The sequence below is a fragment of the Actinomyces radicidentis genome (genome assembly GCF_001553565.1).
Taxonomy (GTDB): Bacteria; Actinomycetota; Actinomycetes; order Actinomycetales; family Actinomycetaceae; genus Actinomyces; species Actinomyces radicidentis.
The window spans coordinates 451486-478106 of the sequence record NZ_CP014228.1 but is presented as its reverse complement, the minus strand read 5'-3'; the positions used below and the strand labels follow the sequence as shown (position 1 = coordinate 478106).

Annotated in this window: 21 protein-coding genes and 3 pseudogenes; 15 read left to right on the top strand and 9 right to left on the bottom strand. The window is 71.1% G+C overall.

Going from position 1 to position 26621, the window contains the following annotated elements; genetic code table 11:
- Positions 1-102: 102 nt before the first annotated feature.
- From AXF14_RS02000 to AXF14_RS01985, 6 genes and pseudogenes are all read right to left on the bottom strand, one after another.
- Positions 103-1176 carry an IS110 family RNA-guided transposase gene (locus AXF14_RS02000; protein ID WP_067938828.1) on the bottom strand — a complete coding sequence of 358 codons (1074 nt, stop codon included), beginning with the start codon at positions 1174-1176 and terminating at the stop codon, positions 103-105.
- A gap of 300 nt (positions 1177-1476) precedes the next feature.
- A pseudogene (locus AXF14_RS01995) lies at positions 1477-2664 on the bottom strand (ISL3 family transposase); the annotation flags it as partial.
- A 123-nt stretch (positions 2665-2787) separates the two neighbouring features.
- Positions 2788-2994 (bottom strand): annotated as a pseudogene (locus tag AXF14_RS13020) (transposase); the annotation flags it as partial.
- A gap of 101 nt (positions 2995-3095) precedes the next feature.
- Positions 3096-3446 (bottom strand): zinc-binding dehydrogenase, encoded by a 351-nt coding sequence (locus AXF14_RS14280; protein WP_236755851.1) that lies wholly within the window; start codon positions 3444-3446, stop codon positions 3096-3098.
- A 24-nt stretch (positions 3447-3470) separates the two neighbouring features.
- On the bottom strand, positions 3471-4133 hold the full coding sequence (locus AXF14_RS14275; protein WP_236755849.1) for an alcohol dehydrogenase catalytic domain-containing protein: 663 nt from the start codon (positions 4131-4133) through the stop codon (positions 3471-3473).
- Between the two features lie 112 nt (positions 4134-4245).
- Positions 4246-4632, bottom strand: a complete 387-nt coding sequence (locus AXF14_RS01985; RefSeq protein WP_150118387.1) for a winged helix-turn-helix transcriptional regulator — start codon at positions 4630-4632, stop codon at positions 4246-4248.
- 355 nt (positions 4633-4987) lie between these two features.
- Between AXF14_RS01985 and AXF14_RS01975 the strand changes: the two genes are divergently transcribed.
- Positions 4988-6231 (top strand): IS3 family transposase gene (locus AXF14_RS01975; RefSeq protein ID WP_150118386.1). Its coding sequence is split into 2 segments (ribosomal slippage): positions 4988-5309 and positions 5309-6231, totalling 1245 coding nucleotides; the frame shifts between segments, so codons are not numbered across the junction.
- Positions 6232-6270: 39 nt separating this feature from the next.
- Here the strand turns inward: AXF14_RS01975 and AXF14_RS01970 are convergent.
- A pseudogene (locus AXF14_RS01970) lies at positions 6271-7133 on the bottom strand (ISL3 family transposase); the annotation flags it as partial.
- Between the two features lie 218 nt (positions 7134-7351).
- Here AXF14_RS01970 and AXF14_RS01965 point away from each other — a divergent pair.
- Positions 7352-9133, top strand: coding sequence for a S1C family serine protease (locus AXF14_RS01965; protein WP_084355278.1), 1782 nt, complete (start codon positions 7352-7354; stop codon positions 9131-9133).
- A 141-nt stretch (positions 9134-9274) separates the two neighbouring features.
- Here AXF14_RS01965 and AXF14_RS01960 read toward each other — a convergent pair whose 3' ends face one another.
- Together AXF14_RS01960 and AXF14_RS01955 are read right to left on the bottom strand one after the other, a co-directional pair.
- A complete protein-coding gene (locus AXF14_RS01960; RefSeq protein WP_084355277.1) occupies positions 9275-10846 on the bottom strand; it encodes an isochorismate synthase in 1572 nt (523 codons plus the stop codon).
- Complete coding sequence (locus tag AXF14_RS01955) at positions 10843-11544, bottom strand: demethylmenaquinone methyltransferase (protein ID WP_150118385.1); 702 nt, start codon at positions 11542-11544, stop codon at positions 10843-10845. The genes AXF14_RS01960 and AXF14_RS01955 overlap by 4 nt, the downstream gene beginning before the upstream one ends.
- Before the next feature lie 400 nt (positions 11545-11944).
- Between AXF14_RS01955 and AXF14_RS01950 the strand changes: the two genes are divergently transcribed.
- From AXF14_RS01950 to nuoL, 13 genes are read left to right on the top strand one after another with little or no spacing between them, the layout of a single operon-like run.
- A complete protein-coding gene (locus AXF14_RS01950) occupies positions 11945-13240 on the top strand; it encodes a geranylgeranyl reductase family protein (RefSeq protein ID WP_067943905.1) in 1296 nt (431 codons plus the stop codon).
- A complete protein-coding gene (gene ndhC / locus AXF14_RS01945) occupies positions 13237-13596 on the top strand; it encodes an NADH-quinone oxidoreductase subunit A (protein ID WP_067940247.1) in 360 nt (119 codons plus the stop codon). Before AXF14_RS01950 ends, ndhC begins: the two co-directional genes overlap by 4 nt.
- A 43-nt stretch (positions 13597-13639) precedes the next feature.
- Entirely contained in the window at positions 13640-14269 is a 630-nt protein-coding gene (locus tag AXF14_RS01940) for an NADH-quinone oxidoreductase subunit B (protein ID WP_084355275.1), read from the top strand.
- Complete coding sequence (locus tag AXF14_RS01935; protein WP_067940244.1) at positions 14266-15027, top strand: NADH-quinone oxidoreductase subunit C; 762 nt, start codon at positions 14266-14268, stop codon at positions 15025-15027. The genes AXF14_RS01940 and AXF14_RS01935 overlap by 4 nt, the downstream gene beginning before the upstream one ends.
- Complete coding sequence (locus AXF14_RS01930) at positions 15027-16421, top strand: NADH-quinone oxidoreductase subunit D (RefSeq protein WP_067940240.1); 1395 nt, start codon at positions 15027-15029, stop codon at positions 16419-16421. The genes AXF14_RS01935 and AXF14_RS01930 overlap by 1 nt, the downstream gene beginning before the upstream one ends.
- On the top strand, positions 16421-17152 hold the full coding sequence (gene nuoE, locus AXF14_RS01925; protein ID WP_067940236.1) for an NADH-quinone oxidoreductase subunit NuoE: 732 nt from the start codon (positions 16421-16423) through the stop codon (positions 17150-17152). Before AXF14_RS01930 ends, nuoE begins: the two co-directional genes overlap by 1 nt.
- A complete protein-coding gene (nuoF, locus tag AXF14_RS01920) occupies positions 17149-18504 on the top strand; it encodes an NADH-quinone oxidoreductase subunit NuoF (protein WP_067940233.1) in 1356 nt (451 codons plus the stop codon). The genes nuoE and nuoF overlap by 4 nt, the downstream gene beginning before the upstream one ends.
- Before the next feature lie 3 nt (positions 18505-18507).
- Complete coding sequence (locus AXF14_RS01915) at positions 18508-21231, top strand: NADH-quinone oxidoreductase subunit G (RefSeq protein ID WP_067940230.1); 2724 nt, start codon at positions 18508-18510, stop codon at positions 21229-21231.
- Positions 21228-22649, top strand: a complete 1422-nt coding sequence (nuoH, locus tag AXF14_RS01910) for an NADH-quinone oxidoreductase subunit NuoH (RefSeq protein ID WP_067940227.1) — start codon at positions 21228-21230, stop codon at positions 22647-22649. The genes AXF14_RS01915 and nuoH overlap by 4 nt, the downstream gene beginning before the upstream one ends.
- Complete coding sequence (gene nuoI, locus AXF14_RS01905) at positions 22642-23331, top strand: NADH-quinone oxidoreductase subunit NuoI (RefSeq protein ID WP_067940224.1); 690 nt, start codon at positions 22642-22644, stop codon at positions 23329-23331. Before nuoH ends, nuoI begins: the two co-directional genes overlap by 8 nt.
- The gene (locus tag AXF14_RS01900) at positions 23328-24284 is read left to right on the top strand and encodes an NADH-quinone oxidoreductase subunit J (RefSeq protein ID WP_067940221.1); all 957 of its coding nucleotides are present in this window, start codon (positions 23328-23330) and stop codon (positions 24282-24284) included. Before nuoI ends, AXF14_RS01900 begins: the two co-directional genes overlap by 4 nt.
- Entirely contained in the window at positions 24281-24586 is a 306-nt protein-coding gene (gene nuoK / locus AXF14_RS01895; RefSeq protein WP_067940218.1) for an NADH-quinone oxidoreductase subunit NuoK, read from the top strand. Before AXF14_RS01900 ends, nuoK begins: the two co-directional genes overlap by 4 nt.
- 14 nt (positions 24587-24600) lie before the next feature.
- A complete protein-coding gene (gene nuoL, locus AXF14_RS01890; protein ID WP_067940215.1) occupies positions 24601-26607 on the top strand; it encodes an NADH-quinone oxidoreductase subunit L in 2007 nt (668 codons plus the stop codon).
- The last annotated feature ends 14 nt before the right edge of the window (positions 26608-26621 follow it).

The following is a 26621-nucleotide window of genomic DNA, read 5'->3' as shown; positions in this document are numbered from 1 at the left end:
CCGGCTTCGAGCAGCGACCGAGCGATGTAGTGGGTGAGGTTGCGGAAGCCGAGGGCGGAGCCGCGGAGGTGTTCGGGTCGCCCGTTGAATCTCCTATGTCTGTCAAGTCGTCTTGAGCTGGGCCCGGGCTGCGGTGTTGAGGTGTCGGTAGATCTCACGGGCGAGGTATCGCTTGAGGCAGCGACGAATCTCGCGGAGGCTGCGTCCTTCGGCGGTGCGGCGCTCGACGTAGGCGCGGGTGCGGGGGTCCATGCGCATGCGGGTGACGATGGCCATGTGGAGGGCGCGGTTCAGGCGTCGGTCACCGCCGCGGTTGATGCGGTGCCGGACGGTGTTGCCCGAGGACGCGGGGATCGGGCTGACACCGGCGAGGCTGGCGAACGCGGCCTCGGATCTGATGCGACCCAGATGCGACCAGGCGGTCAACGCGACGGCGGCGGTGACCGGCCCGATTCCGGGCTGGTCAAGGAGCGTGCCTGCAGGGCTCTGGCGGACGAGATCGGTGATCCGCTTGGTGATGTCCTTGAGTTCAGTGTCGAGTGCGGCGACGCGCTTGGCGAGACGGGTGGCTTCGCCTCGGGCTGTAGCGGTGGCGAGGTTTTCGTCGCGTGTTCTCCATGCCGCGATCGTGACGATCTGCGTCGCGGTGAGCGGGCGGCGGGCGTCGATTCCGAGGTCGACCACTCGCAGCAGCGCGGTGAGCGCGTTGATCGTCGCGGTGCGCTCGGTGCTCATGTGATCACGAGATGCCAGCAGCACCTTGACGGCGGCGCGGATACCGTCGTCAGCGCGCGGTTCGCGCAGCTGCGTGTCCTGGAGCGGGAGCGCTGCGGCGGCGATGCGGCGGGCGTCCAACGGGTCGGACTTGCCGATGCCGCGGTTCGCGCGGGCGTTCATGCGCGGGGCCTCGACGACCGCGTATCCAGCATCCGATGCGGCGCGCGCCAGGCGTGCCCCGTAGGTTCCGGTGCCCTCGATCACCCAGAGCACGCCGGCGTCGCCGCCGGTGCGTCGTCCGCCCCAGGACACGGCTCGTGACAGACCCGCTGCGGTGGCGGGGAACTGGGCCTCATCGACGATCTCACCGGTGGGGCAGGCCAGGATCGAGATGGCGTGGTTGCGGGCGTGGGTATCCACGCCGATGACGAACGGGCGGGCATGCGCGACGATAGCCATGGCGATCGACGCTCCTCTCTTCAAACCGACAGGGTCACGGTCGCTGAGCGGCCGGCACCGGTCCGGGAAGAGGTCACGTCGGGGCGAATCTGTGATGGGCCACGACCCCGCAGGGGTCGGGCAGTCTCCTGATGAGGCCACCGAGGTGGGCCGGACGGCGCCGGCCGCGCCGACCCGGGCGGACAATTCAACGGAAAGACACCGCAAGCGGGCCAATTGCTTCGAGAGTCACACCCCGGTCGACACGGCCGACATCCATCATGACCAGCCAGTCCCAGACCGGCCGATTCCAGACTCACAGATCGCCTCCGTGGGACCGTTGCTGGTGCCGGGGCGGTCGAAGAACGCGAGCACGTCGCCCGCCCGCTGCTTCATGGTCCGGCCGAGCTTGCGGACCTCGACGAGCGCCGCGGGAACGCCGCTGCTGATCGCAGCGATCACCTCCTGCATCATCGCCTTCGCTTTGTTCTTGTCGGGCTCCCGGTAGGCCGCGACGATGCGCTGGTAGATGCCCCAGGTCGCCTCGACCTCGACGTGCTCCTCGCTTGCGAACACTGCGTCCAGGCGTGCCCGCTGCCGGTCGGTGAGCAGGCTCGCCCCGGTGTGCAGGGTGCGGCGGGCCTTGTAGAGCGGGTCGCCCTTGAGCCCGCGGTGACCGGTGGTGTCTTGCTGGACCCGACGCCGGCAGACATCCAGCGCGTCGCCGGCGAGGCGGACCACGTGGAACGGGTCCATGACGGGGACGGCGTCGGGGAGTTCCTCGGCGGCAGCGGTCTTGAACCCGGCGAAGCCGTCCATCGCGACCACCTCGATCCGCTTCGCCCAGTCCGCAGGGCGGGCGGCGAGCCACTGCTTGAACACCGCCTTGGAGCGGCCCTCGACCATGTCCAGCAGCCTGGCCGGCCCGGTCTTGTTCCTCGCGGGCGTGAGGTCGATGATCACGGTGACGTACTTGTCGCCCAGCCTCGTGTGTCGCCAGACGTGCTCGTCGACACCGATCGTGGTGACCCCGTCGAACCGGGCGGGGTCGTCGACCAGGCGCCGCTTGCCTTCCGTGAGGACGGCGGCGTTCGCGGCACTCCAGGACACCCCGAGACCTGCGGCGACGCCGGTGACGGTGAGGTGGTCGATGACGATGCCCCCCAGCGCCCACTCCAGGCCGCCGCGGGAGATCTTCGCACGCGGCGCCGCTGCCCGCGTCATGTCCTGGCGCCACGTGCGCCGGCAGTGTCCGCACCGGTACCGGCGCACCCGCACCAGCAGGGTCGTCGGCCGGTGCCCGAACGGCTCGTGCGCCAGTCGACGCGTGACCGTGTCCCGCGGCACGCCCTCGACACCGCACTTCCGACACCACGGGTCGTCCTCGACGACGCGGCATTCGATCGTGGCCCGATCCGGCTCGATCAGCTGGCCGACGGCGACGAGGCCGAGCTCGTCGAGGCGGCAGAACACGGTCAGGTCAGGGGTCGCGAAAGTAGGGTGGAGCACGTCGAGGTCTTTCGGGATGGCGAGCGTGAAGAACTTCCATCATCCGGGAGACCTCGACCCCTACCCGGCCACCGACGCGCTCAACCGACTACACCCTCGTTCGTGAAGAGCCCCTGAGGCTCATCACAATGCAGGGTGTAGTTGGGGTCTGAATCCGCCGGTCTCGAGCAGTGATCTGGCGATGTAGTGGGTGAGGTTCGGCAACCCCAGGGCGGAACCGCGCAGGTGTTCGAGGCGGCCGTTCAGGGCTTCGGTAGGGCCGTTGGACGTGCCGGGTGGGTCGAAGTAGGCCAGCACGTCGGTGGCGCGTTCTTTCAGGGTGCTTCCGAGGGCGAAGGCCCGAAGCGGCCCGCCAGCCGACCCTCCAAGCCCGTTGCAGACGCCCCGCGAGCACGTATCAGCACCCATGGTCCAGAACCTGCCGCGCCGACTCAGTCGGCTTCTGCGACGACGACCTTGCCGGCCACGTGTCCGGTCTCGACGTCGGCGTGCGCTCGGCGCAGCTGCGTAGCATCGAGCGGCGAGTACGTCCGTGTCAGCGTCGTGCGGATCTGGCCCGCGTCGATGCGTTCAGCGACAGCATTGAGGAGGTTGTGCTGGGCGATGAGGTTCCAGCCGTGGCGGGGGCGGGCGAACATGAACTCCCAGTGCCAGGAGATCGCCTTGCCCTTCAGTGACATGAAGTCGAGGTCGCCTTCGTCGTCGATCGCGACGATCTGCCCGAACGGCCGAGTGACGGACTCGAACAGCGGCATCCGCCCCTTGCTCTGCGGCGTGAACACGTAGTCCACCCTCTCCGGTGCCGCCTACAAGATCTGCTGCTCGAAGTCGTCCGCGCTGTGATCGACGACCACATCAGCGCCGAGACTCTCGACCCAGGTTCGGGATTCCTCACGCGAGGCGGTGGCGATCACTCTGACGCCGGTTAGTGTCTTCGCGAGCTGGATGAGGATCGATCCCACGCCCCCGGCTCCGCCGAGGACGAGCAGCGTGCCCGTATCCTCCGCGGTCAGCCGCAGCTTATCGAACAGTGCCTCCCATGCCGTGATCGTCGTCAGCGGCAAAGCCGCAGCCTCCGCATGGTTGAGCGTCTTCGGCTTATTGCCAACGATGCGCTCGTCGACGAGCTGGTACTTCGCGTACGTGCCGGAGCGCTCCAGGCTGCCTGCGTAGTAGACGTCGTCGCCCGGTTGGAACAGCGTGACGTCCTCGCCGACGGCGACGACGGTGCCCGAAGCATCCCAGCCGAGGATGCGGTCGTCGGTCGAGGTCCCGCCGCCAGCGCGGACCTTCACGTCGACGGGGTTGACGGAGACGGCCTTCACCTCGACCAGGATGTCGTGGCCGGTGGGTGCCTCCGGTGCGGGGATCTCGGCATCGATGAGGCTGTCGGGGCCTTCCAGTGCTCCTCCAGCGCGGGAAACGACCGCGGGGATGGTGTCTGTTCCGAGAGCGGTTGCAGCTGCCATGGGTCAGAGTCCTTTCGTCGGTGTCGCTGCCGAGTGCAGCAACACGCTGTGACGATAACTCTGAGTCAGTGGTTACCTGCAAGAGCCATTACTACCCATTAGAAAGTACGAGTCAAGGGTGCACCGCATGCGAGGCCGCATGGACGTAGTGCGACTCGGCCCACTCCCGGAGCGCGAACACCGGACCGAGTGCGCTACGGCCGGCGCCGGTCAGCGAGTACTCCACATGCAGGGGAACGGACGGGAAGACCTCGCGGTCGACGAGGCCGAATCCCTCCAGCCGTCTCAGCGTCGAGGTGAGCACCTTCGGCGAGACCCCTTGCAGCTGCTTCTGTAACGCACCGAAGCGTTGCGGCCCCTCGGCCAGAGCGCCGATCGCCAGAGCCGCCCACTTGTTCGCCACCACATCGAGCAGATCCCGGCACGGGCACTCCGCCGAGTACACATCCCCGCGAGGTTCGCCATCCGCGCCCACCGTTGCCGCGTCACAGATCGTCATCATCCACTCCTCGAAGTCGCATCATCCCGCGGGCACTAACCAATGGATAGTAGCAGACCTTGCGGGTAACTATCGTCCGTTGAATATCTTCTACGCACTCGGGCGGAACGCTCCGTTCCACCCGAGGCATGGAGGGGTGAGCACCGGCTTCGCTCCCTAGGTTCGCCAGCAGGAAGCCCACCGCCAGGGAACGCCGGGGCCGCGACGACGCGGTCGGCCCGTCACTCCGCATCACCCAGCGGTCCACCGATACGTCCTGGAGAGGAACACCGCCATCATGGTCACCGGGCCCTGACCCCGGGTCTTGGACACGTGGAATCCAGCAGTTGCTGGAGGAAGCGAGATGATCAGGACTATGGCCACGAAGAACTACTCCGATGAGTTCGGTCGGCAGGCCGTCGACTTGTACGAGTCCACTGCCGATGCCACGTTGAAGGGCATCGCCGCCGATCTGGGGGTGTCCCGGGGAACGTTGGCGCACTGGGTGAGGGCGTTCGGGACAGGTTCGACGGCTGCGCCACCACAACACTCCTCCAGCGGCGCGAAGTCGGCCGGTACCGAGTCCGCGGCGGTGAGGATCGCCCGGTTGGAGGCGGAGAACGCCCGGCTACGGGCCGACAAGGTCAAGGTCGAGACCGAGCGGGACATCCTGCGGAAAGCGGCCAAGTATTTCGCTGGGGAGACGAACTGGTGAACCGCTTCCAGTTCGTCGCCGACCACCAGCACGCCTTGGAGGTGAAGCGGTTGTGTCAGGCTGTGGAGGTCTGTCGGTCATCGTTGTACGCCTGGTGCGCCGCCGCACCGGCCCGGGCCGAACGGGTCGTGGCCGATGCCGAGCTCGCCGAACGGATCCGGACCGTCCAGGACCCGAAGACCGGTGGTGACCCCGCCTACGGGGCACCCAGGGTGACCGCTGAACTCAACGACGGCGTGCCGGCCCAGGACCGGGTCAACCACAAGCGGGTCGCCCGGGTGATGCGCCACCACGGGCTGGCCGGGATCCGGCTCCGCCGCCGGGTCCGGACCACGCTGCCCGAGCCAGCCGACCAGAAGTACCCCGTCCTGCTCAGGCGGGACTTCACCGCACAGCGGCCCAACACCATCTACGTCGGCGACATCACCTACCTGCCGCTGCCTGAGGGCCGCAATCTGTACCTGGCCACCGTGATCGACTGTTTCTCCCGCAAACTCGCCGGCTGGGCGATCGCCGACCACATGCGCACCGAACTCGTCGAAGACGCACTCAAGGCTGCCCGCCGTGACCGGGGCAGCCTGGCCGGGGCGGTGTTCCACAGCGATCACGGGTCGGTCTACACCTCGGCTGACTACGCCAAACTCTGCGGCCAACTCGGCGTCACCCAATCCATGGGTGCCGTCGCCACCAGCGCCGACAACGCCCTGGCCGAGTCATTCAACGCCACCCTGAAACGCGAACTCCTCGCTGGCGCCGCCACGTTCACCGACGCCACCAGCTGCCGGCGGGCTGTGTTGCGGTGGGCCACCCGCTACAACACCCGCCGACGCCACTGCTGGTGCGGCCACCAGTCCCCGTCCACCTACGAGGCCCACCGGGCCGCTACGCTGCCAACCGCAGCATAATCAACCAACACCGTGTCCACGATCCGGGGCGAAGGCCCGTTCTTGCTGGGTCCGGCGCCGGCACTGGTCGAGGGCGTCACCGGCGAGCCTGACGACGTGGAACGGGTCCATGACGGTGGTGGCGTCGGGCGACTCTTCGGTGGTGGCGGTCTTGAAGCCGGTGAACCCATCCATGGCCACGACCTCCACGCCGGCCCGCCACGCTTCGAATCGGGCAGCTAGCCACGTCTTGAACGCCTGCTTGGAGCGGCCCTCGACCATGTCCAGCAGGGGTGCCGGGCCGGTGTCATCCCTGATCGGGGTGAGGTCGATGATCACGGTGACGTACTTGTCGCCGTGACGGGTGTGCCGCCACACAGAGGGGGCACCTCCCGCTTGAGAGCGCAGCGTGCGGGGGAATCATCGACGCCGAGCACATGGACGCCGTCGAAACGCCGCGGATCGTTGATCAGGACCCGCTTGCCCTCGGCCAGGACGGCGTCGTTGGCGGTGTGCCACGACACTGCCAGCCCTTCGGCGATCCGGGCTACGGTCAGATGCGCGACCAGGAGTCCTTCCAACGCCCACCGCAACGCCCCTCGGGACAACTTCGCCCGCGGCTCGGCGGCTCCGCTCATGTCCTGACGCCACACGTGCCCGCACTCGCCGCAGCGGTAGCGACGCACGGTGACGAGCAAGATGGTGGGTCGCCAGCCGAACGGCTCGTGCGCCAGACGACGCACCACGGTGCCACGTGGTGTTCCCTGGCAGCCGCACCGCCGCCACCACTGGTCCGGCTCAACGACCCGGCAGGCCGACACGGCCCGCTTCGGCTCGATCTGTTGGCCGACGACCTCCAGGCCGAGCTCGTCGAGGCGGGTGAACGTGGTCAGGTTGGGGCGCGTGAAGGTAGCGTCAGGCACGTCGAGGTCTTCCGGATGGTGAGTGTGAGAACTTCCATCCTCGGGAGGCCTCGACCCTCATCCGCGGACCGACGCGCCGCCGTGATCACCCCGCCTCTACACCCTCAAATGTGATGAGCCGGTTTCACAGGTCGGTCCCAGACAGGGGTCGGAAACGGTCCAGGACCCGGCGTGAGGCTTCAGCCATCTTGATGACGGGCCCGGCCCGAGGAGGACACATGAGCACCCGAGACGACGACGCGACCCAGCCCACGACCCCGCGCTTCAGCCGCGAGGCCGCCGAGGAGGCCCGGCAGCGGGCCGCCCAGGTGAACGCCACCGACCGCACGAGCCGGCCGACGGAGCAGGCGGCCGGGCGGACCCCGTCCACCGGCGAGGCCCCGACCGTGCAGCAGCCGGCCGTGCGCGGCCGGACCCCGGAGCCGCAGCAGGCCCCCGCCGCCCCGCCCACCGCCCCGCCCACCGCCTCCACGGCGGCCGACCCGTACCACGACACGAGCCGCTTCGACGCGACCCCGCTGCGCCAGGGCACGGCGCCCTCGCCGTACCGGAGCACCCCCAGCCAGCCCGCGGGCTACGACCTCTCGCGCCGCACGAGCCTCTACGGCTCCGCCTCCTCGGCCCCCGGCTACGCCACCGCGGCGAGCGCCCCCTACGCCGCCTCGGCGGCCGCCGCGGGCGCCCCGGCCCCGCAGACCGCCACCGGCGTCGACGGCTCCGGCCAGCCGCCCTACTCCGGCTACCCGAACGGCTCCGCCGCGGACTCCGCCGCCCCGCGCCGCCGCAAGCAGCGCCGCGGACCCGGCTGGGGCGGCGTCATCGCCGCGACCCTCGCCGCGGCCGTCATCGCCTCCGGCGGCACCGCCGCCGTCGTCCAGGCCATCGACGGGGACTCGTCCTCGACCAGCTCCGTCGCGACCGCCCGCTCGACGGCCCTCGCCACCGGCTCGACGACGAAGACCGTGTCCTCGACCCAGGCCGCCCCCGACTGGGAGGCCGTCACCTCCGCCGTCGGCAACGCCGTCGTCGCCATCACCGTCAAGACCTCCTCGGGCACCGCCGAGGGCTCCGGGGTCATCTACGACTCCTCCGGCCACGTCATCACGAACAACCACGTCGTCGACGGCGCCGCCCAGATCCAGGTGACCCTCGCCGACGGGCGCATCTACTCCGCCAAGGTCACCGGCACCGACCCCGCCACCGACCTCGCCGTCGTCGAGCTCGAGAACGCCCCGAGCGACCTCACCGTCGCCCAGTTCGGAGACTCCGACTCCGTCGCCACCGGCGAGGACGTCATGGCGATCGGCAACCCGCTCGGCCTGTCCTCCACGGCGACCACCGGCATCGTCTCGGCCCTCAACCGTCCTGTCGTCACGACGACCACCGAGTCCGACTCCTCGCAGGGCCAGTCCTCCGGCGGCCTCGGCGACCTCTTCGGCCAGTCGCAGGACCAGTCCCAGAGCCAGTCCCAGTCCTCCACCGACTCCAGCGTCTACACCAACGCCATCCAGATCGACGCCGCGATCAACCCCGGCAACTCCGGTGGCCCGCTCTTCGACGAGTCCGGCAAGGTCATCGGCATCACGAGCTCGATCGCCTCGATGAGCTCGTCCTCCTCGAGCGAGTCCGGGTCCATCGGCATCGGCTTCGCGATCCCCTCCAACCTCGTCCAGAAGGTCTCCGACCAGCTCATCAAGTCCGGCACCGCGACCCACGCCTACCTCGGCGTGTCCATCGGCGACGGCTCCTCCGAGGTCGACGGCGCCACCCGCGCCGGCGCCGAGGTCGGCTCCGTCGAGTCCGACTCCCCCGCCTCCAAGGCCGGCCTCGCGGAGGGCGACGTCATCACCGCGATCGACGGCAAGCCGACGACGCAGGCTGCGGCCCTCACCGGCTTCGTCCGGCAGTACTCCGCCGGCGACACGGCCACCCTCACCGTCATCCGCGACGGCAAGGAGATCTCGGTCCAGGCGACGCTCTCGGAGCGCAAGGACTCCTGAGGCGGCTCGCGCGGACGCGCCGCACCGGCTCGACGACGTCGCCGCCCTCCCCCGAGCCGGGGAGGGCGGCGACGCCGTCGTGGTACCGCGGACGAGTCGGACCGCGCGGGTCCGTGCCGGCGAGCGCCTGAGGCGAGGCCGTCAGCCCTCGGCGGCGCCCAGGGCCTCGAGGACGGGGCGCATCTTGGCGCGGGTCTCGGCGAGCTCGTCACGCGGGTCCGAGCCCGGCATGATACCGCCCCCGCCGAAGACGCGGGCCGGGGAGGACGGACCGATCTCCGTCGCGCTGAGCCTCGCGCTGCGCAGCGCGATGCCCCACTCGCCCTCGCCGTGCCAGTCGACCCAGCCGACCGGCCCGGCGTAGCGGCCGCGGTCCATCCCCTCGACCTCCTCGATGATCCGGGCCGCCGACGGCGTCGGCGCCCCGCACACGGCCGCCGTCGGGTGCAGGGCCCGCACGAGGGACAGCGCGCCCGTGTCCCCGGCGACGACGCCGGTGACGTCGGTGGCGAGGTGGAGGACGTTGGGGAGCGTGAGGACGAAGGGCTCCGGGGCCTCGACCACGGAGCACAGGGGGTCGAGGGCGCGGACCGCCGAGGCGCGGGCGAGCTCGTGCTCCTCGCGGTTCTTCTCCGAGCCCGTCAGCCAGGCGGCGAGGTCCTCGAGGACGTCGGTGGTCGGGGCGGCCTCCTCGCCGGTGGGGGAGGCACCGGGGGCGGGCGACGCGGTCCCGTCCGGCCCGGCTGGGGAGGCGGAGGGTGAGGCGGGGACCGCGTCGGCCGCCCCGCTGCGGCGCGCGGTGCCGGCGAGCACGCGGGAGAAGAGGCGCCGCCCCTCGAGGCGCACGAGCAGCTCCGGGGTCGCACCGATCATCCCGTCGACCGCGAAGGTCCAGCACGACGGGTAGTGGCGGGCGAGGTGCCCGAGGACGGTGCCCGTGGCCAGGCCGCGCGAGGGGCGTACGAGGACGTCCCGGGCGAGGACGACCTTGCGGGCCTCGCCCTCGGCCATCCGCCGCTGGGTCTCGACGACGGCCTCGCACCAGGCCTCCTCGCTGAGGGCCCCGGGGGACACCTCGGCGGTCTCCTGGCGCTCAGCGGCGGCCCGGTGGAGGCGGGCCGTGGACACGAGGGCCGGCAGGAGCGCCTCGGGGTCCGGATGCTCCTCGCCCTCGGCGACGGCGGTCGTGATCCAGCCGCCCTCGTCGTCGAGGCCCACGAGCATGCGCGGGACGAGGAGGGCCGATCGCTCGGCGGAGGCGGGGGAGAAGGCGATCGTGCCGAGCGCCACCGGGCCCGTGCCCGGGCGGACGAGCGGGTCCTCCCACCAGGAGGCGTAGACGGTGGCGCGCCACGCGGCGCGCAGCTCCTCGATCCTCTCCTCGCCGCGCGCCGAGATCTCCAGGGTGCGGCCCAGTGCGACGACGCCGCGGCCCTCGCGGACCCAGGAGGCGACGTCCCCGTGGGACTCGAGGAGGTCGATGAGGGTGAGGGGCGTGGCCGGGTCCTCGGGGATCGGCGTGCCGTGGAGCTCGCCGTCCTCGCCTCGCTGCGGCAGGGCGAGCGCCCCCTCGGGCAGGGGAGTCGTCCGGAAGGAGAGCCGGGGCGGGTGGGCGGCGACCTCGTCCGCCGGCCGGAAGGCCGTGACGAGGGGGACGGGGGAGACGGTCGAGCGGGAGAGCGCGGTGCGGCGGGCGCGCGGGGCGGCGCTCACTGCTCGGCGGGGCGCGTCGCGCGGTGCACGGCGACGATGCCGCCGGAGAGGTTCTTGTAGCCGACGCCGCGCCAGCCGGCCTCCTGCATGAGGGCGGCGAGGCGCTCCTGGTCGGCCCAGTCGACGATGGACTCGCCCAGGTAGGAGTAGGCCTCGGTGTTGGAGGAGACGAGGCGCCCGGCGGCGGGCAGGGCCGTGCCGAGGTAGAAGCGGTAGAGCTCGCGGAAGGGCCTCCACACCGGCTGGGAGAACTCGGCGATGACGACTCGTCCGCCGGGGCGGGTGACGCGGCGCATCTCGGACAGGGCCTTGACGGTGTCCTGGACGTTGCGCAGCCCGTAGGAGATGGTGACGACGTCGAAGGAGGCGTCGGCGAAGGGCAGCGCCATGGCGTCGCCGGCGACGAACTCGATCTCGGGGTGGCGGGCCTTGCCCTCGGCGACCATGCCGGTGGAGAAGTCGCAGGCGACGACCCGGGCGCCGTCGGCGGCGTACTCCACGGAGGAGGTGCCGGTGCCGGCGGCGAGGTCGAGCACCCGGGTGCCCGGGCGGGCGCCGACGGCGGTGCGGGTGACGCGGCGCCACATGCGCACCTGCCACAGGCTCATGACGTCGTTCGTGAGGTCGTAGCGGCGCGCGACGGCGTCGAACATGCCCGCGACCTCGCGCGGGTCCTTGGCAAGGGTGGCTCGGCTCATGGGGCCCATCATGTCAGGCGCCGAGGACCACCGGCCTGTCGGCGCCGTCGCCGGGGGAACGGGCGAGGTGCGCGCCTAGGACCAGAGACCCACTTCACAAACGTGAAATTCGCAAGGTGGTGCGGTGCTAAATACGTTCACCGGGGTGAGACCCGACCGTGACCGGCCCGACCCCCTCGCGGCACCATGACGCCGAAAGCGCGCCACGGCCCCGGTGCTGCCGGAGCGCTCCCGGCTCCTCGGTAGAGTCATGCGCGGCTCCGCCTGCCCGCGGAGCCCTCGGCCGCCGACCCAAGCGACCCCGCTCCCCGTGAAGGAGGTGCACGCGCTCGTGTCCGACGCCCGCACACCGCAGAGCCGCCGGGCCCACCAGGCCGCGCCGACGTCCGGCGAGCCCGCCGTGCGCACCCCCGCCCGCTCCGAGGACCTCACCGCCGACGTCGTCGTCGTCGGAGCCGGTCCCGCCGGAGCCTCCGCCGCCTACCACATGGCCACCCTCGGCCTCGACGTCCTCCTCCTGGAGAAGAACGAGCTCGGCCGCGACAAGGTCTGCGGCGACGGCCTCACCCCCTCCGCCGTCTCCGAGCTCGCCCTCATGGGCGTCGACACCACCGGCTGGCAGCGCAACGAGGGACTGCGCGTCATCGGCGGCGGCCACATGCTCCACGTCCCGTGGCCCGAGCAGCGCTCCCTGCCCTCCTACGGCATGGCGCGCCGCCGCTCCCAGCTCGACCGCGACCTCGCCGAGCACGCCGTCGCCGCCGGCGCCCGGCTCCTCACCGGGGTCACCGTCACCGGCGCCGTCACCAGCGCCTCCGGCCGGGTCACCGGCGTCGAGGTCAAGCCCACCCCGCGCGTCGGGAACCCGGGCGTCGAGGCGCCCGCCACCGTCACCGCGCCGCTCGTCGTCGACGCCGGCGGCGTCTCCGCCCGCCTCGCCACCTCCGTCGGCCGGAGCAAGGACGAGCACCGCCCGCTCGGCGTCGCCGTGCGCGCCTACTTCCGCTCCCCGCGCTCCGACGACTCCTGGATGGAGTCGCAGCTCGAGCTGTGGGACGGCCCCGCGAACCGCTCCGACCTGCTGCCCGGCTACGGCTGGATCTGGTCGGTCGGCGAGGGGCTCGTCAACGTCGGCCTGGGCTCGGTGTCCAGCCGCGCCGCGACGACCCGCATCGACTACAAGGCCGTCTTCAGCCGCTGGATGGAGAACTGCCCCGAGTCCTGGGGCTTCACCCCGGAGAACCAGGTCGGTCGTCTGTCCTCGGCCGCCCTCCCGATGGCCTTCAACCGCAAGCCCCACTACGCCGACGGGCTCATGCTCCTCGGCGACGCCGGCGGCATGGTCTCCCCCTTCAACGGGGAGGGCATCGCCCAGGCGATCATGTCGGGCCGCTACGCCGCACAGGCCGCGGCCCTCGCCTCCGCCCGCTCCACCGCCGCCGGGCGCGAGCTCGCGCTGGCCGAGTACCCTCGCGCCCTTGAGGCCCAGATGGGCGGCTACTACACGCTGGGACGCGTCTTCGTCTCCCTCATCGAGCACCCCGAGGTCATGCGCCTGTGCACCCGCTACGGGCTGCCGCGCAAGCGCCTCATGAGGCTCGTGACCAAGCTCCTCTCGGACGGCTGGGAGCGCCGCGGCGGCGACCCCACCGACCACCTCATCCAGATCCTCTCGAGAATGGTGCCGGCAGCATGAACCCCTACGTCTCACTGCTCATCATGGCGGCGGTCGCGCTCGTCGTGGCCCTCGGCGGTCTCGCCCTCTCGGCGATCGTCAGCCCGAACAAGCGCAACAAGATCAAGACGCAGAACTACGAGTGCGGCATCGACCCCACGCCGGCCAACACTGACCACGGGCGCTTCCCCGTCGCCTTCTACCTCGTCGGCATGACCTTCATCATCTTCGACGTCGAGGTCGTCTTCCTCTACCCGTGGGCCACGGCGTTCCACCGCCTCGGCTTCTTCGGGCTGAGCGCGGCCCTCGTCTTCATCGCCCTCATCACCGTGCCCTACCTCCTTGAGTGGCGCCGCGGCGGTCTCGACTGGGACTGACCGGCGCAGGCAAGACGGAGCGAAGGACCTACAGGAGCAGCACATGGACAAGACCGAGTTCAAGGCCTACAACGAGAAGATGAAGACCATCCCCTCCAAGCGGGACGATCTTCAGATCGAGGCCGAGCAGTCCGTCGAGGGCCCGGGCTTCATGCTCACCAGCGTCGAGAAGCTGACGGGCCTGGCCCAGGCGCGCTCTCTCTGGCCGGTCACGATGGGCCTGGCCTGCTGCGCCATCGAGATGATGGGCACCGGCACGCCCCGCTTCGACATGTCCCGCTTCGGCTGGGAGGTCTTCCGCGCCTCTCCGCGCCACGCCGACGTCATGATCGTGTCGGGCCGCGTCTCCCACAAGATGGCCCCGGTCATCCGCAACGTCTACGACTCGATGCCCGAGCCCAAGTGGGTCATCTCCATGGGCGCCTGCGCCTCCTCGGGCGGCATCTTCAACAACTACGCCGTCATCCAGGGCTGCGACCACATCGTCCCGGTCGACATCTACCTGCCCGGCTGCCCGCCCCGCCCGGAGATGCTCATCAACGCGATGCTCGAGCTCACCCGCCAGATCGAGCGCCGCCCGATCTTCGGCCACCGCGAGGAAATCGCCCGGGCCGTCGAGGCCGCCGCCCTCGCCGCCACCCCCACCCATGAGATGAAGGGCCTGCTCGCATGAGTGAGAACACCCCCTCCTTCGACGTCGAGGCCCCCGAGGTTGCGGCTCCGGCCGTGCCCGAGGTCGCGGGCCGCGAGGTGCGCCCCGAGCTGCGCCTCGAGGTCATCGGCACGCACACGGGCCAGTTCGGCCAGTCCGACGCCGGCGACACCTCCGGCTACGGCGGCACCACCAGCGTCGTCGCCCTCGCTCCCGCCGCCGTGCGCCCCTACGGCTCCTGGTTCGACGACGTCGTCGACGCCCTCGTCGAGGACCTTCAGGACGCCGGGGTCGAGCCGGCCGACGCGATCGAGAAGGTCGTCATCGAGCACGACGAGCTCACCCTCTTCATCACGCGCGAGCACCTCCTCGACGTCGTCCGCCCCCTGCGCGACGACCAGGACCTCCGCTTCGAGCTGTGCCTGGGCGTCTCCGGCGTCCACTACCCCGGCGACGCCGGCCGCGAGCTCCACGCCTGCTTCGAGCTGGTCTCGCTGACCCACGGCTCCCGCGCGATCCGCCTCGAGGTGACCTGCCCCGAGTCCGACCCGCACGTGCCCTCCATCGTCTCCGTCTACCCCGGCGACGACTGGCACGAGCGCGAGACCTGGGACCTCATGGGCATCGTCTTCGACGGCCACCCCAACCTCACCCGCTCCGCGATGCCCGACGACTGGGTCGGGCACCCGCAGCGCAAGGACTACCCGCTCGGCGGCATCCCCGTCGAGTACAAGGGCGCCACCACCCCGCCCGCCGACACCCGGAGGTCGTACCGCTGATGAGCACCGCCAGCAGCACCCAGTTCCACGCCACCGGCCCCGCCACCGACGCGCTCGCCGAGGGCGCCCCGCAGTGGACCGCCGAGGGCGGCGACTGGGACGAGATCGCGGCCGAGATCGCCGCGCGCGACGAGCAGGACCGCCTCGAGCACGACCGCATCGTCGTCAACATGGGGCCCGTCCACCCCTCCACCCACGGCGTCCTCCGCCTCGTCCTCGAGACCGACGGAGAGAAGGTCACCGAGGTCCGCGTGGGCACCGGCTACCTCCACACGGGCATCGAGAAGAACATGGAGTACCGCACCTGGACCCAGGGCGAGACCTTCGTGACCCGTATGGACTACGTGGCCCCCTTCTTCCAGGAGGTCGGCTACGCCCTCGCCGTCGAGAAGCTCCTCGGCATCACCGACGACGTGCCCGAGAAGGCCACCGTCGTGCGCGTCATCCTCATGGAGCTCAACCGCATCGCCTCGCACGTCATCGCGATCGGCACCGGCGGCAACGAGCTCGGCGGCACGACCCTCATGACGATCGCCTTCCGCTGCCGCGAGAACATCCTGCGCGCCTTCGAGATGGTCTCCGGCCTGCGCATGAACCACGCCTACGTCCGCCCCGGCGGCCTCGCCCAGGACGTCCCGGCCGAGTTCAGCGAGTTCGTCCGCTCCGTCATGCCGGACATCAAGAACGACATCAAGGAGCTCGGCGAGCTGCTGCTCGAGAACCCGCTCCTCAAGTCGCGCTTCATCGGAGTCGGCGAGATCACCCTCGCCGCGGGCATGGCCCTGGGCCTCACCGGCCCCTGCATCAAGGCCGCCGGCTACCCGCTCGACCTGCGCAAGACCCGTCCCTACTGCGGCTACGAGACCTACGACTTCGACGTCCCGGTCTACGACCGCTCCGACTGCTACAACCGTCTGCGCGTACGCTTCGACGAGTGCTACCAGTCCCTCAAGATCGTCTCCCAGGCCCTCGACCGCCTCGACGAGATCACCGCCCGCGGCGACGACCCGTCCAACAGCCACATGGTCGCCGACCCGACGATCGCCTGGCCCGCCCAGATGGCCATCGCCACCGACGGCCAGGGCCAGTCCCTCGAGCACGTCCGCGAGATCATGGGCACCTCGATGGAGTCGCTCATCCACCACTTCAAGCTGGTGACCCAGGGCTTCCGCGTCCCGGCCGGCCAGGTCTACCAGACCGTCGAGCACGCCAAGGGCGTCATGGGCGTCCACGCCGTCTCCGACGGCGGCACCCGCCCCTACCGGGTCCACTTCCGCGACCCCTCCTACTCCAACCTGCAGTCGCTGGCCATGATGGGTGAGGGCGGCATGATCGCCGACCTCGTCCCCTCGCTGGCGTCGATCGACCCCGTCCTGGGAGGCGTGGACCGCTGATGACCGTCGAGAACACCCCCACCGCGGGCCGCCACGCGGCCGCCGCCCCGGTGACGACCTCCGGCTACGAGCCCGAGGTCGAGGCGCGCCTGCGCGAGGACATCGCGCAGATCCGCTCCCGCTACCCCGAGGGCCACGAGCGCAGCGCCCTCATCCCGATGCTGCACCTCGTCCAGAGCGTCGACGGCTACGTCGCCCCCCGCGGCATCGCCATCTGCGCCGAGTCCCTGGGCCTGACCCGCTCCGAGGTCTCCGCCGTCGCGACCTTCTACAGCCAGTTCCGCCGCCACCCCGCCGGCGAGTACCACGTCGGCGTCTGCACGAACGCCCTGTGCGCCGTCATGGGCGGCGACGAGGTCTGGAAGGCCGTCGCCGAGCACACCGGTCTCGGCAACGACGAGACCAGCGAGGACGGCAGGATCTCCCTCGAGCGCATCGAGTGCAACGCCGCCTGCGACTACGCCCCCGTCGTCATGGTCAACTGGGAGTTCTTCGACAACCAGACGCCGGCCAGCGCCGTCGACATCATCGACCGCCTGCGCCGCGGCGAGGACGTCGTCCCCACGCGCGGCCCCGAGACCCTGCCCACCTTCCGCGAGAACTCCCGCGTCCTCGCCGGCTTCGAGGACGGCCGCTCCGACGAGGGCGGACGCCCCGGCGACCCGAGCCTCCTCGGCCTGCGCATCGCGCGCGAGAACGGCTGGACCGCCCCCAAGGAGGAGACCAAGTGAGCGAGAACGCCACGGACGCCGAGCCGCAGGGCCCCGTCTTCACGGCCCCGGGCACCCTCACGCCCGTCCTCACCGACATCTGGGACAAGGACCGCTCCTGGTCCCTGGAGACCTACCGCGCCAACGGCGGCTACCAGGGCCTGGCCAGGGCCAAGGAGATGAGCCGCGAGGACCTCGTGGGCCTCGTCAAGGCCTCCAACCTGCGCGGCCGCGGCGGCGCCGGCTTCCCGACCGGCCTCAAGTGGTCCTTCCTGCCGCCCGACGACGGCCAGCCCCGCTACCTCGTCGTCAACGCCGACGAGTCCGAGCCGGGCACCTGCAAGGACATGCCGACGATCATGTTCAACCCGCAGGCCCTCATCGAGGGCGTCGCGATCACCTCGCGCGCCATCGGCGGCGACCACGCCTTCATCTTCCTGCGCGGCGAGGCCGTCCACGTCTACCGCCGCCTCCTCCACGCCGTCACCGAGGCCGAGCAGGCCGGCCTGCTCTCCACCGGCTTCGGCCTGGACGGCACCAAGCCGCTGCGCATCACCGCGCACGCCGGCGCCGGCGCCTACATCTGCGGTGAGGAGACCGCGCTCCTCGACTCCCTCGAGGGACGCCGCGGCCACCCGCGCCTCAAGCCCCCGTTCCCGGCCGTCGCGGGCCTCTACGCCCGCCCGACCGTCGTCAACAACGTCGAGACCATCGCCTCCGTGCCCGGCGTCCTCGCCCGCGGCGCCGAGTGGTACTCCTCGATGGGCACCGAGAAGTCGAAGGGCCACGGCATCTTCTCCGTGTCGGGACACGTCGTGAACCCCGGCCAGTTCGAGGCACCCTTCGGCATCACGATGCGCGAGCTCATCGAGATGGCCGGGGGCGTGCGCCCCGGGCACGAGCTCAAGTTCTGGGTCCCCGGAGGCTCCTCCGTGCCGATCTTCGGCCCCGAGGAGCTCGACGTCCCCCTCGACTACGAGTCCGTCGGCGCCGCCGGCTCCATGCTCGGCACCCGCGCCCTCCAGGTCTTCGACGAGACCGTCTCCGTGGTCCGCGTCGTGGCGCGGTGGACGGAGTTCTACCAGCACGAGTCCTGCGGCAAGTGCACCCCCTGCCGCGAGGGCACCTACTGGATGCGCCAGATCATGGAGCGCCTCGAGGTCGGCAAGGGCCTGCCCGGGGACGTCGACAAGCTCGACGACATCGCCTCCAACATCGCCGGCCGCTCCTTCTGCGCCCTCGGCGACGCCGCGGCCACCCCGGTGCGCTCCGGAATCAAGCGCTTCCGCAGCGAGTTCGAGGCCGGGTACACCACCCCCGCCGCCGAGCTCTTCCCCCACGCCGCCTCCTCCATCGTTGAAAGCGCACGGTGACACATGACTGACATGGTCAACATGACGATCGACGGCATGCCCGTCGAGGTCGAGAAGGGCACCCTCCTCATCCGCGCCGCGGAGAAGGTCGGCGTCCGGATCCCGCGCTTCTGCGACCACCCGCTCCTGGCGCCGTCGGCCAACTGCCGCCAGTGCCTCGTCGAGGTGGCCATGCCGGGCCGCGACGGCGTCGTCCGCCCCATGCCCAAGCCCCAGCCCTCCTGCGCCATGACGGCCATGGAGGGGATGGAGATCAAGACGCAGGCCACCAGCCCCGTCGCCGCCAAGGCGCAGGACGGCACGATGGAGTTCCTGCTCATCAACCACCCGCTCGACTGCCCCGTGTGCGACAAGGGCGGCGAGTGCCCCCTGCAGAACCAGGCCCTCGAGCTCATGGCCTCGGGCGCCCAGAGCGTCACCCGCTTCACCGACGTCAAGCGCACCTTCCCCAAGCCCCTGCGTCTGACGAGCAACATCCTCCTCGACCGCGACCGCTGCATCCTGTGCCAGCGCTGCGTGCGCTTCGCCGACCAGATCGCCGGCGACCCGTTCATCGCGCTCCAGGGCCGCGGCGGCGGCCACGTCGGCGGCCACGTCGACGGCGGCCTCTACGGCGAGCAGATCGGCCGCTTCGACTCCACGGTCCTCGACTTCTTCGACCCCGAGGGCATCGCCGGGATCTCCACCCAGACCATCCGCGGCGGCGACTACCTCGCCCCCGAGGCCGGCCTGGCCGGCCCCTCCGGCGAGGCGGGTGTCGCGGGCGGCACCGTGACCGGCTCCGTCGCCGGCGACGTGCGCGAGGACCTCGACCTCTCCGGCCGTCCCTTCGCCTCCTACTTCTCGGGCAACATCATCCAGATCTGCCCCGTCGGCGCCCTCACCAGCGCCCGCTACCGCTTCCGAGCCCGCCCGATGGACCTCGTCTCCACCGACTCGGTCACCGAGCAGGACGCCTCCGGCTCCGCGATCCGCGTCGACATGCGCCGCGGCGTCGTGCTGCGCCGCCTGGCCGGCAACGACCCCGAGGTCAACGAGGAGTGGATCACCGACAAGGACCGCTTCGGCTTCGCCTGGTCGAGCCTCGAGGACCGCCTCACCGTGCCGCTCGTGCGCGACGAGGAGTCCGGCGAGCTCGTCCCGACGTCCTGGTCGGACGCCCTCGACGTCGCCGCCCAGGGCCTCGCCAGAGCCCAGGCCGACGGCGGCGTGGGCCTCCTGCCCGGCGGCCGACTCACCCTCGAGGACGCCTGGTCCTGGTCCCGCTTCGCCCGAACGGTGCTCGGCACCAACGACATCGACCAGCGCGTGCGCGACCACAGCGCCGAGGAGGAGTCCTTCCTCGCCAAGCGCGTCGCCGGCACGGGCCTGGGCGCCGTGACCTACCGCAGCCTCGAGAGGGCCGGCCAGGTCCTCCTCGTCGCCCTCGAGCCCGAGGACGAGTGCGGTTCCCTCTTCCTGCGCCTGCGCAAGGGCGTGCGCGCCGGCGGCGTCAAGGTCGCCACCGTCGCCACCGTCGCCTCCAACGGCTCCCGCAAGCTCGCCGCCGACACGATCCTCGCCGCCCCCGGTGACGAGGCCCGCGTCGTCGCGCTCCTGTCCCAGACGCACCCCGAGCTCGTCGAGGCCCTCAAGGGCGACGGCGCCACCATCCTCGTGGGTGAGCGCGCCGCCTCCGTCCCCGGCCTGCTCTCCGTCGTCGACGCCCTCGCCACCGGCACCCGCGCCCGCCTCGCGTGGGTCCCGCGCCGCTCCGGCGAGCGCGGCGGCATCGAGGCCGGCCTCCTGCCGAGCCTCCTGCCCGGCGGCCGCCCGGTCGCCGACGCCGCCGCCCGCGCTGAGGTCCAGGCCGCCTGGGGCATCGAGACCAGCGGCCTCCACCAGCGCCCGGCCCTGCCCGCGACCCCTGGTCGCGACACCACCGCGATCCTGGACGCCCTCGCCGACGGCGAGCTCGGCGGCCTGGTCGTCGGGGGCGTCGACGTCCGCGACTTCCCGGACCCGGGACTGGCCCGCACGGCGCTGGCCTCCTCCGGCTTCACCGTCCAGCTCGAGGTCCGCCGCTCCGAGGTCTCCGAGCACGCCGACGTCGTCCTGCCGGTCGCCCCGGCGGTCGAGAAGAACGGCACCTTCGTCAACTGGGAGGGGCGCGTGCGCCCCTTCGGCCAGGCCCACGTCTCGCGGGCCCGCACCGACCGCCAGGTCCTCGGCGTGCTCGCCGCGGAGATGGGCATCGACCTCGGCGTCGACGACCTCGAGACCCTCCACTCCGAGCTCGCCGGCCTCGGCCTGCACACCGGGGCGCGCGGCGAGGTCTCCTTCACCGAGGCTGAGGCCGCCGGCGCCGAGACCGGCGACGACGTCCCCGAGACCCTCTCCACGGTCTCCGGCCTCGACGCCGTCCTCACGACCCACAAGCCGATGCTCGACGCCGGGCGCCTCCAGGACGGCGAGGCCTTCCTCGCCGCCACGGCGCTGCGCCCGATCGCCCGCCTCGGCGCCGACCTCGCGGCCCGCCTCTCGGTCACCCCGGGCGAGCCCGTCGAGGTGAGCACCCCCACCGGCTCCATCACGCTGCCCGCCATCGTCGGCGGCGTCGCGGACGGCACCGTGTGGCTCCCGGAGTGCTCGGCCGGATCGACCGTCCACCAGACCCTGGGCGCCGGCCACGGCTCCCACGTCAGCCTGTCGCTCGCCCTCACGAACAGCTCGGAGGTGGTCCGGTGAGCACCGCGACTCTTCTCAACGCCGACCTCGGCTCGGCGCTCCCCACGATCGGGGGAGCGACGGCCGACTTCAGCCAGACGACCTGGTGGCTCTCCCTCATCAAGGCCGTCTTCATCATGCTGTTCCTCATCCTCAGCGTCATCATGGCCATCTGGGCCGAGCGCCGAGTCCTGGGGCGCATGCAGACCCGCCCGGGCCCCAACGTGAACGGCTTCCTCGGCATCCCGCAGCTCATCGCGGACGCCACGAAGCTCATCATGAAGGAGGACATCTGGCACAAGGGCGCCGAGACCTTCATCTTCCTGCTCGGCCCGATCATCACGGCCTTCGCGTCCTTCATGATCTACGCGGTCATCCCCTTCGGGCCCGAGGTCAGCATGTTCGGCCACGTGACGCCGCTGCAGCTGACCGACTTCCCGGTCGCGGTCCTCTACGTCCTGGCGATCACCGGCTTCGGCGTCTACGGCCTCATCCTCGGCGGCTGGTCGACGCACTCGACCTACCCGCTGCTCGGCGCCGTCCGCTCCGCGGCCCAGGTCATCTCCTACGAGCTCTCCATGAGCATGTCGATCCTCACCGTGTTCCTCGCCGCGGGCACGATGTCCACCTCGGGCATCGTCACCTCTCAGGAGCGCATCTGGTGGTGCCTCGCCATGATCCCGAGCTTCCTCATCTACGTCGTGTCCATGGTCGGCGAGGTCAACCGCCTGCCCTTCGACCTCCCCGAGGCCGAGGGCGAGCTCGTCGCCGGCCACATGACCGAGTACTCCTCGATGAAGTTCGCCTGGTACTACCTCGGCGAGTACATCAACATGTTCAACGTCTCGGCCATGTGCACCACCCTCTTCCTGGGCGGCTGGCGCTCCTGGATCCTCGGGTCCATCTGGGACGGCTTCAACCACGGCTGGTGGCCGATGCTCTGGTTCATCGCCAAGGTCTGGCTGTGCATGTTCTTCATGATCTGGACGCGAGGCACCCTGGTCCGCATCCGCTACGACCACTTCATGCAGCTGGGCTGGAAGCTCCTCATCCCGGTCTCGCTCGCCTGGTTCGTGCTCGTCGCCCTGGTCCAGGGCTACCGCTCCTTCTCCGGCGGGTCCTCGCGGGGCCTGCTCCTCATCCTCGGCGCGGTCTTCCTCGTCGCCATGCTCCTGCTGCTCCTCGTCCCGGAGCGCGGGGGAGACGAGAAGACCTCCGCCGCCACCGCGCGCACTGACGCCGACGGCGACCTCGTCGTCCCCGGCGAGGAGCTCGACGCCATCGCGGGCGGCTTCCCCGTCCCGCCGATGCCGGGCGAGCAGCTCCCGCTGTCGCCGCGCGCCCGCCGCGCCGCCGCCGGGGCCCCGCGCCCCGCGCTCGCCGGCGCCCAGTCCACCCCCGACTCCGTGACGAACGTCCAGGAGGGATCCGATGACTGACCAGACCCACGACCGCCGTGCACCGGGCGGGGGTGACCACGACAAGTGGCTGGCCGACGAGCCCTCGGCCATCGGCCGCTTCTTCGCCCCCGTCGCCGGCTACGGCGTGACGATCTCCTCGATGTTCCGGCCCACGGTCACCGAGCAGTACCCGTTCATCCGCCCGATCCTCATGCCGCGCTACCACGGCCGGCACCAGCTCAACCGCTACGCGGACGGGCTGGAGAAGTGCATCGGCTGCGAGCTGTGCGCCTGGGCCTGCCCGGCCGACGCCATCTACGTCGAGGCCGCCTCCAACGCCCCCGGCGCGCAGTACTCGCCCGGCGAGCGCTACGGCCGCGTGTACCAGATCAACTACCTGCGCTGCATCTTCTGCGGCATGTGCATCGAGGCGTGCCCGACTCGCGCCCTGACCATGACGCACGAGATCGACGAGCTCGTCGGCCCCAACCGCACGGGTCTCATCTACGAGAAGCAGGACCTCCTCGCCCCCGTGCCCGAGGGCGCGCTGGACGCCCCCCACCCCATGGTCGAGGGCACGGAGGACGGCGACTACTACCGCGAGGCCGTCACCGGCGTCACGCAGTCCCAGGTCGACTGGGTCCGCGCCAACCGCCCCGACGACCCGACCCTCGGCTCCGCGCGCCCCGTCGCCGCGGCCGCGAAGGAGGCCGTGCGGTGAACGTCCTCGTCCCCTCCCTCCTGGCCGCCAACCTCAACTCCGTCGGCGACATGGGCTCCGGTGAGACCGTCCTGTTCGCCCTCGTCGCGCTCCTGTGCGTCGTCTGCGGCTTCGGCCTGCTCACGGCGCGCCGCGCGGTGTCCGCCGCGGTCAACATGATCGCGATCATGGTCGGCCTGGCGATCCTCTACATCGCCAACGAGTCTCCCTTCCTCGGCATCACCCAGATGGTCGTCTACACCGGCGCCGTCATGACCCTGGTGCTCTTCGTCATCATGCTGGTCGGCGTCGGCGGCGACGAGCCGGTCTCCGCCGGCAAGTGGGGCATCGCCCTCCTCGGCGTCGGCCTCGTCGCCGTCCTGTCCGCCGTCGTGTGGCGCACCGCCTTCCCGAGCGCCACCGGCCTCAAGAACGGCGACTCCGCCACGCCGGCGGACCTGGCCGGCGTCCTCTTCGGGGACCACGTCGTCACCATGGAGCTCACCGGCTTCCTCCTCATCATCGCCGCCCTCGGCGCCCTGACCCTCACGCACCGCCAGCGCGTGCGCGCCAAGGTCACGCAGCAGTCGACCATGGACGACAAGATGCGGGCCTACGCCTCCAAGGGCGTCCACCCCGGTCAGAAGCCGATGCCCGGCGTCTACGCCTCGACCAACACCGCCGCCGCCCCGGCCCTCGAGGCCTCCGGCGACGCCGTCGAGGAGTCGGTCCCGCGCGTCCTGCGCGTCCGCGGCCAGGGCCTGTCCCTCGCTGAGGTCTCCCCGGAGTACGCGGCCGCCCAGCGCGAGGGCCGCGTCCGCGCCCGCGAGGACATCAACCCGGCCCGCTCCGGCATGCCCGCCATGCCCGGTGCCGCGGCCCCCGCCGTCGCCCAGCCCGTCGCCCCCGAGTCCGCGCCCGCGGTCGAGGCGGCCCCGGCCGACGACTCCCAGGAGAAGGAGGAGGAGAAGTGAGTCTCCCCGTCACCGCCTACGTCGTCCTCGCCGGGGTGCTCTTCACCCTCGGGGCGCTCACGGTGCTCCTGCGCCGCAACGCGATCATCGAGCTCATGGGCGTCGAGCTCATGCTCAACGCCGTCAACCTCGTCCTCGTCACCTTCTCGAGGATGTACGGCGACCTCACGGGGCAGGTCTTCGCCTTCTTCGTCATGGTCGTCGCCGCGGCCGAGGTCGTCGTCGGTCTCAGCATCGTGGTCTCCATCTTCAAGTCCCGCAGGTCCACGTCGGTCGACGACGAGAACCTGCTCCGTCTCTGAGAGGACCGCCCCAGATGACCACCGCTCCTCTCCTCCTCGCCGCCCAGTCCGTGGTCGGCGCCGCCGCCCCGGCCACGGGGCTGGCCTCCTACGCCTGGCTCCTCATCGCCGTGCCGCTGCTCAGCTCCGGGCTCCTCCTGGTCGCCGGCCGCGCCTCCGACACGTGGGGCCACTGGCTCGGCCTTCTGGCCGCCCTCTTCGACGCCTGCCTCGGCATCGGGATCCTGTGCCAGGTCCTCTCCCTCGACGCGGGGGAGCGCACCATGGGCGTCGACCTGTGGCACTGGTTCGGCTCCGGCTCCCTCAGCGTCGACGCCGGCCTCCGGGTCGACCCGCTGTCGCTGACCTTCGTCACGCTGGTCACCTTCGTCGGCTTCCTCATCCACCTGTACTCGGTGGCCTACATGGAGCACGACCGGGACCGCCGCCGCTTCTTCGCGTACCTCAACCTCTTCGTCGCCGCGATGCTCACGCTCGTGCTCGGCAGCTCCTACGTGGTCCTCTTCGTCGGCTGGGAGGGCGTGGGCCTCGCCTCCTACCTCCTCATCGGCTTCTGGAACACCGCCGACGCCGAGGACCCGCAGGCCGCCCAGGCCAAGAGCCGCGAGAACGCCACGGCCGCGAAGAAGGCCTTCATCATGAACCGCGTCGGCGACGTCGGCCTCCTCCTCGCCATGATGGCGATGGTCTCCCAGGTCGGTTCGGTCGCCTTCGACCAGGTCCTCCCGGCCGCGCAGTCCGGCTCGGTCTCCACCGGCTGGCTCACCGCGATGGGCTTCTTCCTCCTCCTGGCCGCCTGCGGCAAGTCCGCGCAGTTCCCGCTGCAGGCCTGGCTCGGCGACGCCATGGCCGGCCCGACGCCGGTCTCCGCCCTCATCCACGCCGCGACGATGGTCACCGCGGGCGTCTACCTCATGGTCCGCTCCGGCGCGATCTTCGAGGGCGCCCCCGACGCCCAGCTCGCCGTTGCGATCATCGGCACGATCACCCTCGTCCTCGGCGCCGTCATCGGCTCCGCCAAGGACGACATGAAGAAGGTCCTCGCCGCCTCCACCATGAGCCAGATCGGCTACATGATGCTCGGCGCCGGCCTGGGCCCGATCGGCTACGCCTTCGCGATCTTCCACCTGCTCACCCACGGCTTCTTCAAGGCCCAGCTGTTCCTCGGAGCGGGCTCGGTCATGCACGCCATGAGCGACCAGGTCGACATGCGCCGCTTCGGCGACCTCAAGCGCGTCATGAAGGTCACCTGGATCACCATGGGCATCGCCTGGCTCGCGATCCTCGGCGTCCCGCCCTTCTCCGGCTTCTGGTCGAAGGACAAGATCATCGAGGCCGCCTTCGTCGGCGACGGCGCGAAGCCGTGGATCCTCGGCACGATCGCGCTGCTGGCCGCCGGCCTCACCGCCTTCTACATGTCGCGCCTCTTCTTCATGATCTTCCACGGCAAGGCCCGCTGGACCACCGAGCGCGACGTCGAGGGCCCCGTGCACCCGCACGAGTCCGGCCCGCTCATGACGATCCCGCTCATCGTCCTGTCGGTCTTCTCGATCGGCCTGGGCGGCGTCCTCAGCATCAACAGCGCCTTCGTCACCTGGCTCGAGCCCGTCACGGGCCACGCCGAGCACGGCGAGCCGGTCCTCCCGGCGGGCGTCGTCATGGGCCTCACGCTCGCCCTGGTCATCGTCGGCGTCCTCGTCGCGTGGGCCATGTACGTGCGCAACGACGTCCCCACGGTCGTCCAGCCCTCCAACGTCCTGGTCGAGGCCGCGCGCCGCGACGTGTACCAGGACCCCATCAACGAGGCGGTCGCCATGCGTCCCGGCCAGGGACTCGTCATCGCCGCCGGCGCCTCGGACCACTACGTGGTCGACGGCGCCGTCGAGGGACTCGCCAAGGGCGCGGCCGGGCTCGGCTCGGTCCTGCGCCGCACCGAGAACGGGTTCGTCCGCTCCTACGCCGGCTACATGCTCGGCGGAACGGTCCTCGCCCTCATCGCCGTCCTGGCCAGCAGGTTCTGAGAGGACACGACCAC

What these genes read in the sequence shown, in the direction of transcription:
- AXF14_RS01965 (WP_084355278.1), top strand. Translation starts at nt 7,352, where the DNA reads ATGAGCACCCGAGACGACGACGCGACCCAGCCCACGACCCCGCGCTTC.
- AXF14_RS01955 (WP_150118385.1), bottom strand. Translation starts at nt 11,544, where the DNA reads ATGAGCCGAGCCACCCTTGCCAAGGACCCGCGCGAGGTCGCGGGCATG.
- AXF14_RS14275 (WP_236755849.1), bottom strand. Translation starts at nt 4,133, where the DNA reads ATGGCAGCTGCAACCGCTCTCGGAACAGACACCATCCCCGCGGTCGTT.
- AXF14_RS02000 (WP_067938828.1), bottom strand. Translation starts at nt 1,176, where the DNA reads ATGGCTATCGTCGCGCATGCCCGCCCGTTCGTCATCGGCGTGGATACC.
- AXF14_RS01985 (WP_150118387.1), bottom strand. Translation starts at nt 4,632, where the DNA reads ATGACGATCTGTGACGCGGCAACGGTGGGCGCGGATGGCGAACCTCGC.
- AXF14_RS01930 (WP_067940240.1), top strand. Translation starts at nt 15,027, where the DNA reads ATGAGCACCGCCAGCAGCACCCAGTTCCACGCCACCGGCCCCGCCACC.
- nuoI (WP_067940224.1), top strand. Translation starts at nt 22,642, where the DNA reads ATGACTGACCAGACCCACGACCGCCGTGCACCGGGCGGGGGTGACCAC.
- nuoL (WP_067940215.1), top strand. Translation starts at nt 24,601, where the DNA reads ATGACCACCGCTCCTCTCCTCCTCGCCGCCCAGTCCGTGGTCGGCGCC.
- nuoE (WP_067940236.1), top strand. Translation starts at nt 16,421, where the DNA reads ATGACCGTCGAGAACACCCCCACCGCGGGCCGCCACGCGGCCGCCGCC.
- ndhC (WP_067940247.1), top strand. Translation starts at nt 13,237, where the DNA reads ATGAACCCCTACGTCTCACTGCTCATCATGGCGGCGGTCGCGCTCGTC.
- AXF14_RS01935 (WP_067940244.1), top strand. Translation starts at nt 14,266, where the DNA reads ATGAGTGAGAACACCCCCTCCTTCGACGTCGAGGCCCCCGAGGTTGCG.
- AXF14_RS01915 (WP_067940230.1), top strand. Translation starts at nt 18,508, where the DNA reads ATGACTGACATGGTCAACATGACGATCGACGGCATGCCCGTCGAGGTC.
- AXF14_RS01940 (WP_084355275.1), top strand. Translation starts at nt 13,640, where the DNA reads ATGGACAAGACCGAGTTCAAGGCCTACAACGAGAAGATGAAGACCATC.